Below are 17,920 nucleotides of genomic sequence, written 5' to 3'. Positions count from 1 at the left end.
GGTACTGAAGGTTTGCTGGACGGGGAGGGTTACTTGACGCCGAGACCGGCGTCGGCGACCTCGGGCTGGCCGGCGGCCTTGAGCACCTTGTTCAGGAGCTTCAGGTCGTAGATGCCGTTCAGCTCCGGCTGCTCGATGAGCTTGGCCTTGACCGCCCACTCCGACTGCGTCTTCAGCGTCGACGCCAGCGGGTCGTTGGTGATGAGGATGCTCGGCCACGCCGGGTCGATGACCTTGGTGTCGAGCGGCTTGCCGCCCTCGGCCGCGAGCTTCGCGTTCGCGGAGGCCTTGGCCTTGTCCGGGTTGGCGTTGATCCACGCGTTGGTCTTCACCGTGCCCGTGAGCACGGCCTCGACGACGTCCGGGTGCTCCGTGAGGAACTTCTGGGACACGATGATGTTCGTGATCACGAACTTCTTGTCGGGCCACAGGGCGGTCTCGTCGAGGAGGACGGAGCCGCCGTCGGAGACGAGCTTGGAGGCCGTGGGCTCCGGCACCCAGGCGCCGTCGATCGAGCCCTGCTTGAAGGCGTCCGGGGTGACCTTGTTGTCCGTGCGGACGACGGAGACGTCACCCTTGCCGGACTCCGGGTCGACCGCCCAGCCCTTCTCGGCGATCCAGTTGAGGAACGCGACGTCCTGCGTGTTCCCCTTCTGCGGGGTGGCGATCTTCTTGCCCTTGAGGTCGTCCAGGGTCTTGATCTTCGCCGGGTTCACGACCAGCTTGACGCCGCCGGAGGCGGAGCCGGAGATGATCCGCAGGTTGGAGCCCTTGGACTTCACGTAGGCGTTGATCGACGGCGAGGGGCCGATGAAGCCGATGTCGAGAGAGCCGCCGTTGAGGGCTTCGATCTCGGACGGGCCGGCGTTGAAGGACTGCGGCTTGATGGTGGTGGCGCCGAGCTCCTTGGCGATCAGGCCTTCCTGGAGACCGACCAGCGCCGTGGCGTGGGTCAGGTTCGGGAAGTAGCCGATGCGGACCTCGGAGGCGGAGAGCTTCTTGCCCTCGGCGGCGACGTTCTCCTTCGCGGGAGCGTCGTCCTTCTTGGCCTCGGAGCCGTAGCCGCACGAGGCGAGGGCGCCGATCAGGAGCGGGAGGGCGGCAGCGGCGGTGATGCTGCGGCGCAGGGTCTTACGCGGGGAACCGTTGGCAGGCACGGGAGGGCTTCCTCTCGTAGCGTCGTGTCACGACGCACGTCTTCGTTTGCAGAGCAAGGGCAGGTAGAGCTCGTGGGGGGCGTGGGCGCGCATGCGGTGCGCGTACGTCATCACGCACATCGCCCCACACCTCCCTGGCCGCTGCCGAGGGAGCCGCTGCCTACGCGGCCGCCCTCCTTCGCGAAGGTGGAGTAGATATCGGCAAGCATGATCAGAAGTCCCACCCTTCTTCGTCGGCCTGGACGGTGGTCTCGGCGGTGGAGGCGAAGGATTCGCCGACCATGCCGGCCGCCAGGGTCGTGCCGTCCGCCGGGTCGATCAGCAGGAAGGACCCGGTGCGGCGCGAGTCGGCGTACGAGTCGAGCGCGAGCGGCTCGGCGGTACGGACGACGACTCGGCCGATGTCGTTGGCCACCAGCTGCCCGGGGTTCGGGTGCTGGGACAGGTCGTCCAGGGTCAGCCGCGAGGGGATCTCCTTGACGATCGCCTTCACCGTGCGCGTCGTGTGCTTGATCAGCACCCGGGCGCCCACGGCGAGCGGCTGGTCCGCCACGTGGCAGACCGTCGCCACGACGTCCTGCGTGGTGGCGGGGGAGCTCGACGACGGCGCGATCAGATCGCCGCGCGAGATGTCGATGTCGTCCTTGAGGCGCAGGGTCACCGACTGCGGGGCCCACGCGATGTCGACGCTCTCGCCGAGCGCGTCGATGCCCTCGATGACCGAGGTGCGGCCCGACGGCAGGACGGTGACGGCCTCGCCGACCCGCAGCACGCCGGAGGCGATCTGGCCCGCGTAGCCCCGGTAGTCCGGGTGCTCGGCGGTCTGCGGACGGATCACGTACTGCACCGGGAAACGCGCCGGGCAGGCGGTGAGGTCGTGGCTGACCGGGACGGTCTCCAGGTGCTCCAGCACCGTGGGGCCGCCGTACCAGTCCATGTTCGCGGAGGGCTCGACCACGTTGTCGCCGGCCAGGGCGGAGATCGGGATCGCGGTGATCTCCGGGACGCCCAGGCCCGTGGCGTACGCGGTGAACTCCTCGGCGATCGACGCGAAGACGGCCTCCTCGTAGCCCACCAGGTCCATCTTGTTGACGGCCAGGACCACGTGCGGGACCCGCAGGAGGGCCGCGACGGCGGCGTGCCTGCGCGTCTGCTCGATCACGCCGTTGCGGGCGTCGACCAGCACCACGGCGAGGTCGGCGGTGGAAGCGCCGGTGACCATGTTCCGGGTGTACTGCACGTGCCCGGGGGTGTCGGCCAGGATGAACCGGCGCCGGGCCGTCGCGAAGTAGCGGTAGGCCACGTCGATGGTGATGCCCTGCTCCCGCTCGGCCCGCAGGCCGTCGGTGAGCAGCGCCAGGTCGGGGGTGTCCTGGCCGCGGCTGGCCGAGACCCGCTCCACGGCTTCCAGCTGGTCGGTGAGGACCGACTTGGAGTCGTGCAGGAGCCGGCCGACCAGGGTGGACTTGCCGTCGTCGACGGAGCCCGCGGTCGCGAAGCGCAGCAGCGTGGTCGCCGACAGATCGGCGAACTGCTCGGTGGTGGAGGTCATTTCTAGAAGTACCCTTCGCGCTTGCGGTCTTCCATCGCGGCCTCGGACAGCTTGTCGTCGGCGCGGGTCGCGCCCCGCTCGGTGAGCCGGGAGGCGGCGATTTCGGTGATCACGGCGTCCAGCGTGGTGGCGTCGGAGTCGACGGCACCGGTGCAGGACATGTCACCGACGGTGCGGTAGCGGATCAGGCGGGTCTCGGTGGTCTCGCCGTCCTTGGCACCGCCCCATTCGCCGGCCGTCAGCCACATGCCGTTGCGCTGGAAGACCTCGCGCTCGTGGGCGAAGTAGATCTCCGGCAGTTCGATCTTCTCGCGGGCGATGTACTGCCACACGTCCAGCTCGGTCCAGTTGGACAGCGGGAAGATGCGCACGTGCTCACCCGGCGCGTGACGGCCGTTGTACAGGTTCCACAGCTCGGGGCGCTGGCGGCGCGGGTCCCACTGGGAGAACTCGTCGCGCAGGGAGAAGACGCGCTCCTTGGCGCGGGCCTTCTCCTCGTCGCGGCGGCCGCCGCCGAAGACGGCGTCGAACTTGAGCTGCTGGATGGCCTCCGTGAGGGGGACGGTCTGCAGCGGGTTGCGGACGCCGTCGGGACGCTCGCGGAGCTTGCCGGCGTCGATGTACTCCTGGACGGAGGCCACGTGCAGGCGCAGTCCGTGCCGGGCGACCGCGCGGTCGCGGTAGTCCAGGACCTCGGGGAAGTTGTGGCCGGTGTCCACGTGGAGCAGGGTGAACGGCACCGGCGCGGGCGCGAACGCCTTCAGCGCCAGGTGCAGCATGACGATGGAGTCCTTGCCGCCGGAGAAGAGGATCACCGGCTTCTCGAACTCGCCCGCCACCTCGCGGAAGATGTGCACGGCCTCCGATTCGAGGGCGTCGAGGTGCGACAGCGCGTAGGGCGCGTCCGTCCCTTCGTGGACGTGTGCGACGGTGGCGGTCATGCCAGACCCCTCTCGGTGAGCAGCGCGTGCAGGGCCGAAGCCGACTCCTGTACGGACTGCGTGTGCGACTCGATACGGAGGTCCGGGGACTCCGGTGCCTCGTACGGGTCGTCGACCCCGGTCAGACCGGAGATCTCGCCCGCCGCCTGCTTGGCGTACAGGCCCTTCACGTCACGCTCGGAGCACACCTCCACCGGAGTGGCCACGTGCACCTCGAGGTAGCCCGTGCCCTCGGCGGCGTGCCGCTTGCGGACGGCCTCGCGGCTGTCGGCGAACGGAGCGATCACCGGGACGAGCGCCTTGACGCCGTTGGACGCGAGGAGTTCGGCGACGAAGCCGATCCGCTGCACGTTGGTGTGCCGGTCCTCGCGGCTGAAGCCGAGACCGGCGGAGAGGAACTCGCGGATCTCGTCGCCGTCGAGGACCTCCACGCGGTGGCCCTCGGCGCGCAGCCGCTCGGCCAGCGCGTAGGCGATGGTGGTCTTGCCCGCGCTCGGCAGCCCGGTCAGCCACACGGTGGCGCCCTGGTCGCTCACGCTCATCTGGTTCGTCTCCGTCGGTTCTGTACGTTCGGTGGTCGCGCTGGTGGCCGTCATCAGCCGTGCAGTCCGCACTCGGTCTTGCCGCGCCCGGCCCAGCGGCCGGCGCGGGCGTCCTCGCCCTCCGCCACCCGACGGGTGCAGGGGGCGCAGCCGACGGAGGCGTAACCGTCCATCAGCAGCGGGTTGGTGAGCACGCCGTGCTCCAGGACGTACGCGTCCACGTCGTCCTGGGTCCAGCGGGCGATCGGCGAGACCTTGACCTTCTGCCGCTTCTCGTCCCAGCCGACCACCGGGGTGTTCGCCCGGGTCGGGGACTCGTCGCGGCGCAGACCCGTCGCCCAGGCGTCGTACGCGGTCAGGCCCTCTTCGAGCGGCTTGACCTTGCGCAGCGCGCAGCACAGGTCGGGGTCGCGGTCGTGCAGCTTGGGGCCGTACTCGGCGTCCTGCTCGGCGACGCTCTGGCGCGGGGTGAGCGTGATGACGTTGACGTCCATCACGGCCTCGACCGCGTCACGGGTGCCGATGGTCTCCTCGAAGTGGTAGCCCGTGTCGAGGAAGACCACGTCCACGCCGGGGAAGGCGCGGGAGGCGAGGTGGGCGACGACCGCGTCCTCCATGGAGGAGGTCACGGCGAACTTCTTGCCGAAGGTCTCGGCCGCCCAGGTGAGGATCTCCAGGGGGGTGGAGTCCTCGAGGTCCCGGCCCGCCTGCTCGGCCAGGGTTTTGAGACTCGCGTCCTGAATCGTGGTCATATCTCGTCCCCTCCAGCGTCATTGGACTGAACACCCCGGGCCAGCAGCCCGAGGTACTTCAGCTGGAAGGCTCGATTGCAGGCCCTGCATTCCCAGGCGCCGTGGCCTGTTTCGTTCGGGAACAGGTCCTCGTCGCCGCAGTACGGGCAGTAGAACGGTGCGGCGCGCTCGCTCATGAGAGGTCCTCGTCCTTTGCACGGGTGACCCAGCTCGCGAAGCGCTCGCCGTCCTCGCGCTGCTTCTCGAAGCGCGTGACGACCCGCTCGACGTAGTCCGGCAGACCGGCCGAGGTGACCTTGAGACCGCGGACCTTGCGGCCGAATCCGGCCTCCAGTCCGAGTGCGCCGCCCAGGTGGACCTGGTAGCCCTCGACCTGGTTGCCCTCGTCGTCCAGGACCAGCTGGCCCTTGAGACCGATGTCCGCCACCTGGATACGGGCGCAAGCGTTCGGGCAGCCGTTGATGTTGATGGTGAGTGGCTCGGCGAACCCCGGCAGGCGGCGCTCCAGTTCGTCGATCAGCGAGGCGCCGCGCGCCTTCGTCTCGACGATGGCGAGCTTGCAGAACTCGATGCCGGTGCAGGCCATCGTGCCGCGGCGGAACGGGGACGGGTTGACCCGCAGGTCCAGCGCCTCCAGGGCCGCGACGACCGAGTCGACCTGGCCCGCCTCGATGTCGAGCACGATCATCTTCTGCTCGGCGGTGGTGCGCAGCCGGCCGGAGCCGTGCTGCTCGGCGACGGCGGCGATCTTCGTCAGAGTGGCGCCGTCGACGCGGCCCACGCGGGGCGCGAAGCCGACGTAGAACTTGCCGTCCTGCTGCTGGTGCACGCCGACATGGTCGCGCCACTGGCCGCTGGGCTGCTCGGGCGCGGGGCCGTCGGTCAGCTTGCGCTTCAGGTACTCGTCCTCCAGGACCTGGCGGAACTTGGCCGGGCCCCAGTCGGCGACGAGGAACTTCAGGCGGGCGCGGGTGCGCAGCCGGCGGTACCCGTAGTCGCGGAAGATCGAGATGACGCCCTCGTAGATGTCCGGGACCTCGTCGAGCGAGACCCAGGTGCCCAGGCGCACACCCAGCTTCGGGTTGGTGGAGAGACCGCCGCCGACCCAGACGTCGAAGCCGGGGCCGTGCTCGGGGTGGTTCACGCCCACGAAGGCGATGTCGTTGATCTCGTGCGCCACGTCGAGCAGCGGCGAGCCGGAGATCGCGGACTTGAACTTGCGGGGCAGGTTCGAGAAGGCGGGGTTGCCCACGATGCGGGCATAGATCTCGTCGATGGCGGGGGTGCCGTCGATGATCTCGTCCAGCGCGATGCCGGCGACGGGCGAGCCGAGGATCACGCGGGGGGTGTCACCGCAGGCCTCGGTGGTCGAGAGGCCGACGGCCTCCAGACGGCGCCAGATCTCCGGGACGTCCTCGATGCGGATCCAGTGGTACTGCACGTTCTGCCGGTCCGTGAGGTCGGCGGTGCCGCGGGCGAACTCCTCGGAGATCTCGCCGATGACGCGCAGCTGCTCGGTGGTCAGCCGGCCGCCGTCGATGCGCACGCGCAGCATGAAGTACTTGTCGTCCAGCTCCTCCGGCTCCAGGATCGCGGTCTTGCCGCCGTCGATCCCGGGCTTGCGCTGGGTGTAGAGGCCCCACCAGCGCATACGGCCGCGCAGGTCGTTGGGGTCGATCGAGTCGAAGCCCGCCTTGGAGTAGATGTTCTCGATGCGCGCCCGCACATTGAGACCGTCGTCGTCCTTCTTGAACTGCTCGTTGCCGTTGAGGGGCGTGTGGTGTCCGACGGCCCACTGGCCCTCACCGCGGTGACGGCCGGTCTTGCGGCGCGCGGCGGCGGCGGGTGCGGCGGCTGCGGTCGTATCGGGGGTGGCGGCCATGGCGGTACGTCCTTCTTTGGCGGCTCGAGGCAGGGGGAGCGGCGGAGTGACCCCTGGCGCGCGTGGAGCGGATGTGGCAGATCCGCCGCCTTTTTGGGGCGGCTTTCGGCCTACAGGGGACTGCGGTGGTTGCTGACGGCGGGCGGTGTGATCGCTTCCGCGGCGACGTCGGTGCGGGGCGCTGTCGCGGCGGTGCTGTGCGTCAGCGCGCCGGACAGATGGCGCTGGACATGCGGCCGAGGTCGACGTGCCGCCGACTCACCAAGGCAATTCCAGCTCCGTTCATGGCGGAAGCGTGGCATGGGGCGATTGGAGGAGTCCACTACTGTCCACAATCCGGACGAACTCGTCTCGCATCGCAAGATCCCGGTGACGGGGGTCACCTCACCAGCCCCTTTGGACCCGGTAGCCCCGGGGTCGTGAGGGGCTGGATGCGGCGGCTACGCGCCCGGCCAGGGGCCCGGGGTGGGGGCGACGGCCTTCTCCTCCGTCTCCTCCTTGAAGACCTTGAAGCCGCGGCGGAGGTAGTTCGCCATGGCGGTCGGGCCGTCGTCGCTGCACGTGTGGAGCCAGACGCGTCGCGTCGGGGCCAGCTCCGGCCAGCGCTCGGCCAGGGACCAGGCCCGCTCGATGCCCACGGTCAGCAGGTGGCCGCCGATGCGCCGCCCCCGGAAGTCGGGGATCAGGCCGAAGTACATGATCTCCACCACACCGTCCGGCTGCGGGTCGAGTTCCACGTACCCCGCCGGGGTGCCCCGGTCGTACGCCACCCAGGTCTCCACGCCGGGACGGTCCAGCTGCTCCACCCACTGCGCGCGGGTCAGCGCCAGCCGGTCCGTCCAGTGGATGTCTCCGCCCACCGAGGCGTAGAGGAAGCGGCTGAACTCGGGGGAGGGGACCTCCGAGCGGACGATCCGGATCTCCGGGCCCGGGACGGCCGCCGCGACGAGGTCGGACGGATCGGTCATGTCCAGGGACCAGGTGGTCAGTGTGCTCGTGCTCGTGCTCATGCACGTCAGGGAATCACGCCGGTCCCCGCCGGGCCCAGCCGGGCGCTGATCACCGCCGGGGCCGTGGAGTGCGGCAGCAGTGCGGCCGGGTTCGCCGGGCGGATCAGCTCCACCTCCACGTCCTGCGCGAAGCGGTACGGGCGGTGGGCCAGTACGCCGCCGAGGTTGCGGCGCACCCGGGAGATCTCCGCGCGGACCGTCACCGTGCGCGTCGGGTCCCCGAACAGCTCCTGCGAGAGTTCCGCCGCCGAGCGCCCCCGGGGCGCCTCCGCCAGCAGGAACAGCAGCTCGGCGTGGCGCGGGCTCAGCTCCTGCGACCAGCTCCCCGCGGCCCCGTAGACGGTGGCCCTCCACGCCCCCGGCCGGCTCAGGTCGAGGACGAGGCGGGCGGCCGCCCCGGCGCCGGTACGGGTCTCCGTGACGTTCACCAGCCAGCCGCCCGGCAGCGGCTCCACCAGGCAGTCTCCGAGCTGGGGCACCCACACCCGGCCCGGCCCGAAGGTCTTCGGCAGCGGGATCCGCTCCGTCGGCGCGAGCCCCGTGACGGCGGCCGTCCACCCGTTGCCGTCCACGGCCAGGGCCCGCCCCGGCATCCGGGCCAGCAGCGGGGCCGCCACCGTCCGCAGCCGTTCCAGCGATTCCAGGTGCCGCACCCGCAGCTCCCGCTCCGCGAGCCGGGCCACCGAGCTCACCCAGGCCAGGGTCGCCGGGTGCATGGTGGCCAGCGGCCCGCTGACGTCGAGGACCCCCAGCAGCTGCCCGTCGCGGGGGTCCCGTACGGGGGCTCCGGCGCAGGTCCAGTCGTGGTGGCTGGAGACGAAGTGCTCCGCCGAGAACACCTGGACCGGTCTGCGGGTCACCAGGGCGGTGCCGACCCCGTTGGTGCCGACCACCGACTCGTCCCAGTGGGCGCCCACCCCGAAGCCCAGCCGGTCCGCGTTGCGCAGGATCGAGGAGTGGCCCTCCCGCCACAGCAGCCGCCCGTCGGCGTCGGCGACGACCATGATGTGCAGGGCCTCGTCCAGCGAGGGGAGCAGTCCCTCGCGCAGGACGGGCAGCAGTTCCCGTAGCGGCGAGGTCTGGCGCCGCTCCTCGGTCTCGGCGGCCGACAGCATCCGCGAGCGACTGTCGCGGTCGGGGTGGACCCCGCCCGCCATCATCCGGCGCCAGGACTCGGCGATCTCCGGGCGCGGGGCGGCCGGCGGCCGGTCCCCGGCGAGCGCCGCCGCCCGTACCCCCTTGAGCAGACGCGCGGCCTCCCGCGCGTCCATGGCCGAGATGCGTGCCGCATCGACCGCGCTGCCTGTGGTGTGGACCACCGGAACCTCCCCGTGTCGAACATGCGTACGACGATTCCCGCCCGCGGGGCCGTCCGGTGTGCGCCGCTTCCCAGGGGGCGGACGGGACGGCCGAAGGGCGGTTCCAAGTCAAAGGTTGCAACGTCTTGCAACTCTCGCCAAGTCCCGGTCGCCCGATCGAAACTGTGCGGACGTCGCCGAGCGACGTGACAGCTCCTTCCTCGGGGCTTCTCGGATCAGGGGTGGTGCCGAGTCGGCGCGGCGCCATCCCTGATCCAGGTCAACGGGCCCGGATCCCGCACCGTAGTGCTTTTCGGAGGGTTGGGGCCCTCCGCATCAGCCCGGCTTCCGGAGGGTTGGGGCCCTCCGTCGGCCCGCGATCAGGACGCGATCAGGTTGCGATCCGGGCCCGTTCCACCACGGATCCCAGATCCAGGCTGTGCGGCAGCGTGCCGAAGGCCGCGCCCCAGTCCCCGCCCAGGCGCGAGGCGCAGAAGGCGTCGGCCACCTCCGGCGGGGCCCAGCGCACCAGCAGCGACCCCTGCAGCACCAGGGCCATCCGCTCCACGACCCGCCGGGCCCGCGCCTCGATGCCCTCCAGGTCCGCGAGCTCGGTCAGCAGGTTCTTGATGGCCGAATCCAGCCGGTGGTCCGCGCCGCGGGCCAGGCCGACCTCCTGGAGGAAGGCGTTCAGCGCCTGCGGCTCGCGCTGGAGGGCGCGCAGCACGTCGAGGGCCTGGACGTTGCCCGACCCCTCCCAGATGGAGTTCAGCGGGGACTCGCGCAGCAGCCGGGGCATCCCGGACTCCTCGACGTAGCCGTTTCCGCCCAGACACTCCAGTGCCTCCGCCACCATCGGCGTACAGCGCTTGGTCACCCAGTACTTCGCGGCGGGAACCGCGATGCGCAGGAAGGCCCGCTCCTGCTCGTTGCCGGTGCTCTGGACGGCGTCGTACGCGGCCGCGAGGCGGAGCGTGAGGGTGGTGGCGGCCTCCGACTCCAGGGCGAGGTCGGCGAGCACGTTGCGCATCAGCGGCTGGTCGATGAGCGGCGCTCCGAAAGCAGAGCGGTGCTCCGTATGGTGAGCGGCCTGCGTCAGCGCCTGCCGCATCAGCGAGGCCGAACCGATCACGCAGTCCAGCCGGGTCGCCGCGACCATCTCGATGATCGTCCGCACCCCCCGGCCCTCCTCGCCCACCCGCCGCGTCCAGGTCCCGTCGAACTCCACCTCGCTCGACGCGTTCGACCGGTTGCCCAGCTTGTCCTTCAGCCGCTGGATCGCGAAGACGTTCCGCGTCCCGTCCGGCAGCACCCGCGGCACCAGGAAGCAGGTCAGCCCGCCGGGGGCCTGCGCCAGCACGAGGAACCCGTCGCACATCGGCGCCGAGCAGAACCACTTGTGCCCCGTCAGCAGGTACTCGCCCGAGGCGTCCAGCGGCACCGCCGCCGTCGTGTTCGCCCGGACGTCACTGCCGCCCTGCTTCTCCGTCATGCCCATCCCGAAGAGCACCCCGGCCTTCTGCCCGGCCGGCCGCAGCCCCTCCTCGTACACGTGCGAGGTCAGCCGCGGCTCCCATTCGGCCGCCAGCTCCGGATCGGTCCGCAGCGCCGGTACCGCCGCGTGGGTCATCGAGACCGGGCACCCGTGCCCCGCCTCCGCCTGCGACCACACGAAGAACCCGGCCGCGCGCCGCAGATGCCCCGCCGGCCGGCCCCACGCGTCGGTGAGCCCGGCGCCCACGGCGTGCCCGAGCAGCCGGTGCCACGAGGGATGGAACTCCACCTCGTCGATCCGGTTTCCGTACCGGTCGTGCGTCCTCAGCTTCGGCGGGTTCTCGTTCGCGAGCGTCCCCCAGTCCTGCGCCTGCCGGGACCCGGCGGCGCGTCCCAGATCGGTGAGCTCTTCCCTTACCTCCGCGGCGAGTTCGGGAGCGGTGTCCGCGAGGTGCCGCTCCACCCCCTCGCTCAGGACCTGGTCGCTGCCGTATACGTCGTGGCCCACGAGGGGCGGGGCCTGATTGCTGACTGTGTGGGTGGTGGCTGCCATGCCGATACCGTAAGGACGTGCAGCACGCGAAAGAAACACCCGAGCGGATTCCGGGACGCCTTCACCGGGCCCGCGCCCTCTACCGCAACGTCTCCAAGCGCAAGATGGCGTGGCTGCTGCTCAAAGACACCGTGAACTCGTGCATCGAGTACCGGATCCTCGGACTCGCCGCCGAGGCGGCCTTCTTCACCCTGCTCTCGCTGCCCCCGCTCTTCCTGGGCCTGCTGGGCCTCCTCGGCTACGTGGACGGCTGGTCGGGCGGTACGACCGTCGCCAGCATCGAGGAGAACATCCTGCGCGCGGTCGGCACCGTGCTCTCCGACCGGGGCGTCAACGACATCGCCAAACCGATGCTCGACGACGTCACCGGCCGGGGCCGCCCCGACCTCATCTCCCTCGGCTTCGCCTTCGCCCTCTGGTCGGGCTCGCGCGCCGTCAACGTCTTCATCGACACCATCACCGTCATGTACGGACTCGACGGACAGCGCGGCATCGTCAAGACCCGGCTGCTGGCCTTCGTCCTGTACATCGCCGCCCTGCTGATCGGCGCCATCGTGCTGCCGCTGATGGTGGTCGGACCGGACGCGGTGGTGCGGCTGGTGCCCTGGAGCACCGAGGTGATCGCGGTCATGTACTGGCCCGTCGTCACGCTGCTCTCCATCGCCTTCCTGACCACCCTCTACCACGTCTCCGTCCCGGTCCGCTCGCCCTGGATCGAGGACGTGCCCGGCGCGCTGGTCGCCCTCGCCATGTGGGTGCTCGGCTCGTTCCTGCTGCGGATCTACCTCACCAACACGGTGGAGGGCCCGACCATCTACGGCTCGCTGGCCGCCCCCGTGGCCATCCTGCTGTGGATCGGCATCTCGGCCTTCGCCGTCCTCGTCGGGGCCGCGGTCAACGCCGCGATCGACCGGGTCTGGCCCTCGGTGGCCACCGCCGCGGCGCGCGAGGCGAACGAGCGGGTGCGCGAGGCGGAGGCCGCCCAGCTCGTGGCCCGGGCCGCGGCCTGGCGGGCCCTGGCCGAGGGGGAGTCGGAGGACGACGACGGCGACGAGGACGGGGGCATGCCCTCCGAGTTCCCCGAGCGCTGGTCGAAGTTCCTGCCCCCGGAGGACTACCACTCCCGCCTGCGCAAGCACTGACGGCCGACGCTGCGCGTCGCCGCTGCCCGCTTCCGGTCGCCGCTGCCCGCCGCGGGCCGTCACCGTAGCCTGGTCCCGTGGCAGATCCCGCGGACCGCGCGCCCGCTCCCGGGTACGAGGAAAGGCCGTCCCGTACGGTCGCCGGAGCCGTGCTCTGGCGGTCCGGCGGGGCCGGGGCCGCCGTCGTGCTGCCCGACGGATGCATGGACCTGCTCTGGGTGGAGGGCCGGCTCCTGGTGGCCGGCCCCGACACCCTTCCGCACCCCGCCGGCGAGATCCCGGGCACCGGCTTCGCCGGGATCCGGCTGGCCCCGGGCTCGGCGCCCGCGCTGCTCGGCGTACCGGCCCGGGTCCTGCGGGACCGGCGGGTCGAACTGGCCGACCTGTGGCCCGCCGCCGAGGTACGGCGCCTCACCGCGCGCGTGGCCTCGTACGGGGATCCCCGCGCGGGACTGGAGGAGCTGGCCCTGCTCCGCACGGCCGACGGCGGGCTCCCCGACCCCCTGGTCACGGAAGTGGCGGCCCGGCTGCGGGCCGGGCAGGGCGTGGCCGCCGTGGCGGGGGCCGTCGGCCTCGGTGAGCGGCAGCTGCACCGACGCTCGCTCGACGCCTTCGGGTACGGCCCCCGGACGCTCGGGCGGATCCTGCGCCTCCAGCGGGCCCTCGCGCTGACCCGGCGCGGGCTGCCCCCGGCGGCGGTGGCCGCGGAGGCGGGATACGCCGACCAGGCCCACTGGACCCGCGAGGCGCGAGCCCTGACCGGGACCACGCCGCGGGCCTACGCGACGGGGCCGGGGCGGGCGGGGCGGGAGCAGGCCGGGTCAGGTCAGGCGGGCCCGGGTCAGGCCGGGGCGGCCCCTTCGGAGGCGGCGAAGAGGGAGACCCCGGAGCCGTCCGGGTCCAGGACGACGGCGTAGCGCTGCCCCCAGAAGGCGTCCCAGGGCTTCAGGTGGCCCGTGTGCCCTGCCTCCGTCAGCTCGGCGTACAGCGCGTCCACCTCGGCGGGGGAGCCGCACACGAAGGCGAGCCCGACCCGGCCGTCGCTCGCGGGCCGGGTCCAGGACGGGTCGAAGGAGCGGATGACCTCCTCCGTGTCCCAGCCGATCCGCAGCCCGCCCGGCAGGGCGGCCTCGACGTGCGGCTGGGAGTCCGCTCCGGCGGGGATGTCCATGCCGAGGCGGCGGTAGAAGGCGAGCGATGCGGCCATGTCGGAGACGACGATGCCGATCATGTCGAGTCGGGGAGTCGTTCGAGGAGTCATGGCGTCAGGCTAGGGGCGCCGGGGCCCGGCGGTCTTGAACGAATCGGACGCCGCAGCCGGTCAGGCGGTGCGGGTCGGCCGGAGTCGCTCAGCCGGCGCCCGTGGTGGCGGAGTCGTCGTCCTGGGGCAGGTGCCGGTAGACCGTGGCGCGGGAGACGCCCAGGGTGGCGGCGATCGCGGTGGCCCCGCTGCCCGCGGCGTGCATCCGGCGGGCCGCCTCGATCATGGCCGGGCTCATCGCGGCGGGCCGCCCGCGCCGGCCCCCCGGTTCGGGCCGTGCGGCCGGCGGAGCCGGCTCGGCGGGACCGTCCAGCAGGCGCCGTACGCCGTCCAGCACGGCCTCGCGCAGCGCGGGGACGGGGGCGTCGGCGAAGAGCACCACCGGGTCGGAGAGCATGGCGACGGCCTGGGCGGCCCGCACCCGCTCCGTGAAACCGGGGTCCGCCCCCGCGACCAGGGAGTTCGCCCGGAGCATGGCGTCGCGCAGGCGGGCGAAGGCCGGTCCGGGGGTGGCCAGAGCCATGTCCTGAAGGTTCAGCCGGAGCAGGTGGCGGTGCTCCAGCCAGACGTCGAGGACCCCCTCGACGGCGGCCCACCGCGCCCGCTCGGGACCGGGACCCGAGCCGCCCGCCGGGCCGGATCCACCGGGAGCCGCCGACGCGGCGGCGCGGGTCAGGGCGGTCGACAGATCGCGGAGCATCGGCTCCACCAGGGCGCCGAGGATGTCGGCCTTGCCGGGGAAGTGGTACAGCACCGCGGGCTTGGAGACGCCCACCCGTTCGGCGATCTCCCGCAGCGAGGTCTCGTGGAAGCCGTGGACTGCGAACAGCTCCAGGGACACCCGCAGGATCCGCTTCCGGGTGTCGGGAGCCGTCTCGATATTCGACGCATTCTGCGACGCGACAAGGGGCGTTCGTGTCTCGTAAAGCGTCTCAGAATCTACGGTTCCACTGTTCTCCATGACGAACAGCTTAGTCCCTCACCCCACTTGACGACAGGTTTTATGGCTGGCCCTGACCGACGGTAAGGCCCAGGGTCGCTCGCGCGGACGGCGCCCCGTAAAAGGAGTGGCGCGGGAATGAGAGGGCTTGTTACGGTGGGGCCGTTCCCGCCGATCGCCGCGGGAGCGCTCGTCAGTACGTATGCGGACCCGGAGGTGAGTTCATTGATGACTGTCATGGCGCAGGGCGTTGCCCGCACTCAGAAGACCATCAATGTCACTTCTGTGGTCTCCGGCTGACCTCTCACCTCTTTCGCGCCCGGTAGCGGCGCGCACCGCCGGGGCCACCCTGTGAAGGGTTTCCCTTGTCTTTCTCTTCTTTCCCGCAGGCTTCTCTCTCGCACGCCGACGCCCACCCCCTCGCCCCCTTCGGCTGGGACGACGCGTGGGCGGCCGAGTTCGCCCCGTACGCGGACCAGGGCCTCCTGCCCGGCCGGGTCGTACGGGTCGACCGCGGTCAGTGCGACGTCATGACGGCGGACGGCATCGTCCGCGCCGACACCGCCTTCGTCACCCCGCACGACCCGCTCCGGGTCATCTGCACCGGCGACTGGGCGGTCGTGGAGGCGCACGGCACTCCGCGGTACGTGAAGGCGTACCTGCCGCGCCGGACCGCCTTCGTACGGTCCACCTCCTCCCAGCGGTCCGAGGGACAGATCCTCGCCGCGAACGTCGATCACGCGATCATCGCGGTGTCCCTCGCGGTCGAACTGGACCTCGGCCGCATCGAGCGGTTCCTCGCGCTCGCCTGGGAGTCGGGGGCGCAGCCCCTCGTGGTCCTGACCAAGGCGGATCTGGTCCCGGACCCGGCCACCCTCGCGCACCTCGTCGAGGACGTGGAGGCCACGGCCCCCGGGGTCACGGTCCTCACGGTGTCCTCGGTGACCGGGGAGGGCACGGACGTGCTCGCCGCGGTGGTCGGGGGCGGTACGAGCGTGCTCCTCGGGATCTCCGGCGCGGGCAAGTCCACGCTGGCCAACACCCTGCTCGGCGAGGAGGTGATGGAGGTCCAGGCGGCTCGCGACGTCGACGGCAAGGGCCGCCACACCACCACGACGCGCAACCTGCTCGCACTGCCGGGCGGCGGCGTACTGATCGACACCCCCGGACTGCGGGGCGTCGGGCTCTTCGACGCGGAGGCGGGCGTCGGCCAGGTCTTCTCGGAGATCGAGGACTTCGCGGAGCGGTGCCGCTTCCACGACTGCTCGCACGAGGCGGAGCCGGGGTGCGGGGTACAGGCCGCGCTGGCCTCCGGGGAGCTGGCGGAGCGCCGGCTGGAGAGCTACCGCAAGCTGCTGCGGGAGAACCAGCGGATCGTCGCGAAGACGGATGCGCGGCTCCGGGCGGAGATCAGGCGCGACTGGAGGCTCCGCTCGGCGGAGGGCCGCGCGAACTACTCCGCGAAGCGCACGGGCCGGGCCTGACGGCCACCGCCTCCGGGGGCCCGCCCCCCGGATGCACCTGCCCCGGGACCCGGTGCCGTACCCCGTACCCCGCTGCCTACCGGCGGGGTACGGGACCACGGGACTACCCGTGGACCGCCTTGCTCTGATCCTCGGAGTCCTGGTGATCCGGCGTGCCGGTCGCGGCGGCCGCGCGCAGGGCCGCCTCGACCCGGCGGTTGCTGGTCATGTTCGCCGTGATGGCGGTCATGGCGAGGAGCAGGCCGGAGGCGGCGTAGAGCGGGGTGCGCACGTCGTACGCGGTGGCCAGCCAGCCGCCGAGGAAGGCGCCGAACGGGGCCGCGCACATGGCGAGCATGCGGGAGGTGGAGGCGACCCGGCCCATCAGGTGGGCGGGGACGATCGACTGCCGCAGGGAGGGCGCGAGCACCATCGTGGCGCCCATGCCCGCCCCGCAGACGGCGAGCGCGAGGCCGGCCACGTACGGGTTCCCGGAGGTGGCGAGTCCCAGGACGGCCAGCCCCTCGACCGCGGCCGTGCAGGTCAGCGCGGTGCCGGTGCCCAGGCGCCGGCCCAGGAAGGAGGCGATGCCCGCGCCGAGCAGGCCACCGGTGGCCTCCGCGGTGAGGAGCAGGCCGAAGCCGAAGGCGCCGATGCCGAGACGGTCGTGCGCGAAGAGGGCGAGCACGGTCTCCACGGCGATGAAGGCGATGTTCCCGACCGCCGGGCGGAGCGCGAGCCCGAGCAGCAGCCGGTCCCGGAAGACGTACGAGGCCCCGGCCCGCGCCTGCCGCAGCAGCGACTCACGGGCCTGCGGTACGGGACGCGGCATGCGGGGCAGCGACCGTACGAGCAGGGCGCTGCCCGCGGGCGGCCCGGCGAAGCCGGAGGCGGCGGTCTGGGCGCCGCGCAGGCGGGAGTTGGCGCGCTCCAGGAGCGAGGGTTCGCGGCCGAGCAGGTCCGGCAGATAGGCCGTGGCGGCGGTGTCGCGGAAGAGTCCGCCGAGGCCGAGCAGGAAGGCGACGGCCCCGAGCAGCGGAATGCTCAGTACGTCGAGCGCGGCGGCCGCCACCGGTACCGCGAGCAGCACCGCACGCGCCGCGTCCGCGATCCACATCGTGCTCCGGCGGTCCCAGCGGTCCACCAACGCACCGCCGAGCAGGCCGAAGAGGAGCCACGGCAGGGTGCCGGCGGCGGTGACGACGGCGAGCGCCATCGGATCCCGCGTCAGCGTCAGCGCGATCAGCGGCAGCGCGGCATGCGTCACCCCGTCGCCGAGCGAGGACACCGTCTGCGCGGTCCACAGTCGCCCGAACCCGGTCGGGAACTTCCGTATGTCAGTGCTCACTTGGAGTCTCCCTCGGTGCTCTGGTCGCGACGTGCCGGGTGGAACAGTGCGAAGACGAGCGACGCGTCCGGCAGGGCCGGATCGGACAACTCCCGGTACTCGTAGGCCAATGCCTCCAGGCGTGCCCCCAGCTCCGCGAACTGTTCGTCGGTGAGCCGCAGATGCATCATCCCCACGTGCCGCTCGCCGTCCGACGGCGCCTCTTCCAGGTCCGCCACCGCGTGCCGCATCAGCAGATCCGGGCCGCCCTCGCCCGGGTCCGGCAGCACGATCGACCGGGCGGCCAGCGCGTAGTACCGCTCGTTGACCCCCCGGACCTTCCGGGTCCGCACCACCTTCACCAGCCCGGCCCGCTCCAGCAGCCGCACGTGATAGCTGGAACTCCCCTTCGCCAGGCCCACCCGCGCGGCGATCTGGGTGATCGTCGCCGGCTCGAAGCGGAGCACGGCCATGATCCGGTGGCGGGTGAGATTGGAGACGGCGCGCAGCTGCTCGTCGGTGGTGACGTGAAACGCCTCGGGAGGCTCATCGGTAGGCATGGTCGTAATGGTCAACGTTTCTTGACCATTGCGCAAGAGGATTGCT

The 17,920-nt window shown here is 71.8% G+C and carries 18 protein-coding genes; 3 read left to right on the top strand and 15 right to left on the bottom strand.

The features are described 5' to 3' along the window. Positions 1–29 precede the first annotated feature (29 nt). From OG435_RS42025 to OG435_RS41980, 11 genes are all read right to left on the bottom strand, one after another. On the bottom strand, positions 30–1,157 hold the full coding sequence (locus tag OG435_RS42025; protein ID WP_266885566.1) for an aliphatic sulfonate ABC transporter substrate-binding protein: 1,128 nt from the start codon (positions 1,155–1,157) through the stop codon (positions 30–32). A gap of 211 nt (positions 1,158–1,368) precedes the next feature. After that, the gene (locus tag OG435_RS42020; RefSeq protein WP_266885564.1) at positions 1,369–2,709 is read right to left on the bottom strand and encodes a sulfate adenylyltransferase subunit 1; all 1,341 of its coding nucleotides are present in this window, start codon (positions 2,707–2,709) and stop codon (positions 1,369–1,371) included. A gap of 2 nt (positions 2,710–2,711) precedes the next feature. Beyond that, on the bottom strand, positions 2,712–3,650 hold the full coding sequence (cysD, locus tag OG435_RS42015; RefSeq protein WP_266885562.1) for a sulfate adenylyltransferase subunit CysD: 939 nt from the start codon (positions 3,648–3,650) through the stop codon (positions 2,712–2,714). Further along, positions 3,647–4,192 carry an adenylyl-sulfate kinase gene (cysC, locus tag OG435_RS42010; RefSeq protein WP_323188009.1) on the bottom strand — a complete coding sequence of 182 codons (546 nt, stop codon included), beginning with the start codon at positions 4,190–4,192 and terminating at the stop codon, positions 3,647–3,649. Before cysC ends, cysD begins: the two co-directional genes overlap by 4 nt. A gap of 53 nt (positions 4,193–4,245) precedes the next feature. Then, complete coding sequence (locus tag OG435_RS42005; RefSeq protein ID WP_266885558.1) at positions 4,246–4,944, bottom strand: phosphoadenylyl-sulfate reductase; 699 nt, start codon at positions 4,942–4,944, stop codon at positions 4,246–4,248. Next, complete coding sequence (locus OG435_RS42000; RefSeq protein ID WP_214956597.1) at positions 4,941–5,120, bottom strand: DpnI domain-containing protein; 180 nt, start codon at positions 5,118–5,120, stop codon at positions 4,941–4,943. Before OG435_RS42000 ends, OG435_RS42005 begins: the two co-directional genes overlap by 4 nt. Then, complete coding sequence (locus OG435_RS41995; RefSeq protein WP_266885555.1) at positions 5,117–6,826, bottom strand: nitrite/sulfite reductase; 1,710 nt, start codon at positions 6,824–6,826, stop codon at positions 5,117–5,119. Before OG435_RS41995 ends, OG435_RS42000 begins: the two co-directional genes overlap by 4 nt. A 202-nt stretch (positions 6,827–7,028) precedes the next feature. Then, the gene (locus tag OG435_RS50235; RefSeq protein WP_312847410.1) at positions 7,029–7,112 is read right to left on the bottom strand and encodes a putative leader peptide; all 84 of its coding nucleotides are present in this window, start codon (positions 7,110–7,112) and stop codon (positions 7,029–7,031) included. Between the two features lie 154 nt (positions 7,113–7,266). Then, a complete protein-coding gene (locus OG435_RS41990; RefSeq protein WP_266885554.1) occupies positions 7,267–7,836 on the bottom strand; it encodes a GNAT family N-acetyltransferase in 570 nt (189 codons plus the stop codon). A 5-nt stretch (positions 7,837–7,841) separates the two neighbouring features. Continuing rightward, on the bottom strand, positions 7,842–9,107 hold the full coding sequence (locus tag OG435_RS41985) for a helix-turn-helix domain-containing protein (RefSeq protein WP_266886551.1): 1,266 nt from the start codon (positions 9,105–9,107) through the stop codon (positions 7,842–7,844). A 418-nt stretch (positions 9,108–9,525) separates the two neighbouring features. Further along, positions 9,526–11,181, bottom strand: coding sequence for an acyl-CoA dehydrogenase family protein (locus OG435_RS41980; protein WP_266885553.1), 1,656 nt, complete (start codon positions 11,179–11,181; stop codon positions 9,526–9,528). 17 nt (positions 11,182–11,198) lie between these two features. Here OG435_RS41980 and OG435_RS41975 point away from each other — a divergent pair, with 17 nt between their 5' ends. Both OG435_RS41975 and OG435_RS41970 read left to right on the top strand, forming a co-directional pair. Then, the gene (locus OG435_RS41975) at positions 11,199–12,323 is read left to right on the top strand and encodes a YihY/virulence factor BrkB family protein (protein WP_266885552.1); all 1,125 of its coding nucleotides are present in this window, start codon (positions 11,199–11,201) and stop codon (positions 12,321–12,323) included. 77 nt (positions 12,324–12,400) lie between these two features. Beyond that, complete coding sequence (locus OG435_RS41970; RefSeq protein WP_266885550.1) at positions 12,401–13,240, top strand: helix-turn-helix domain-containing protein; 840 nt, start codon at positions 12,401–12,403, stop codon at positions 13,238–13,240. Here the strand turns inward: OG435_RS41970 and OG435_RS41965 are convergent. Both OG435_RS41965 and OG435_RS41960 read right to left on the bottom strand, forming a co-directional pair. Next, a complete protein-coding gene (locus OG435_RS41965) occupies positions 13,165–13,584 on the bottom strand; it encodes a VOC family protein (protein WP_266885548.1) in 420 nt (139 codons plus the stop codon). The genes OG435_RS41970 and OG435_RS41965 overlap by 76 nt on opposite strands. 88 nt (positions 13,585–13,672) lie before the next feature. Beyond that, a complete protein-coding gene (locus OG435_RS41960) occupies positions 13,673–14,425 on the bottom strand; it encodes a TetR family transcriptional regulator (RefSeq protein WP_266885546.1) in 753 nt (250 codons plus the stop codon). Between the two features lie 464 nt (positions 14,426–14,889). Between OG435_RS41960 and rsgA the strand changes: the two genes are divergently transcribed. Further along, positions 14,890–16,008: a ribosome small subunit-dependent GTPase A gene (rsgA, locus tag OG435_RS41955; protein ID WP_266885544.1), complete on the top strand. Its 1,119-nt coding sequence runs from the start codon at positions 14,890–14,892 to the stop codon at positions 16,006–16,008. A 103-nt stretch (positions 16,009–16,111) separates the two neighbouring features. On the opposite strand, the gene OG435_RS41950 is transcribed toward rsgA, so the two are convergent. Further along, positions 16,112–17,335, bottom strand: a complete 1,224-nt coding sequence (locus tag OG435_RS41950) for an MFS transporter (protein WP_266885543.1) — start codon at positions 17,333–17,335, stop codon at positions 16,112–16,114. Continuing rightward, entirely contained in the window at positions 17,332–17,874 is a 543-nt protein-coding gene (locus OG435_RS41945) for an ArsR/SmtB family transcription factor (protein ID WP_266885541.1), read from the bottom strand. The genes OG435_RS41950 and OG435_RS41945 overlap by 4 nt, the downstream gene beginning before the upstream one ends. Positions 17,875–17,920 lie beyond the last annotated feature (46 nt).

This window comes from Streptomyces sp. NBC_01264, from assembly GCF_026340675.1.
GTDB lineage: Bacteria > Actinomycetota > Actinomycetes > Streptomycetales > Streptomycetaceae > Streptomyces.
Note: the sequence above shows the minus strand (reverse complement) of the source record. Positions and strands in the feature narration are given on the sequence as shown.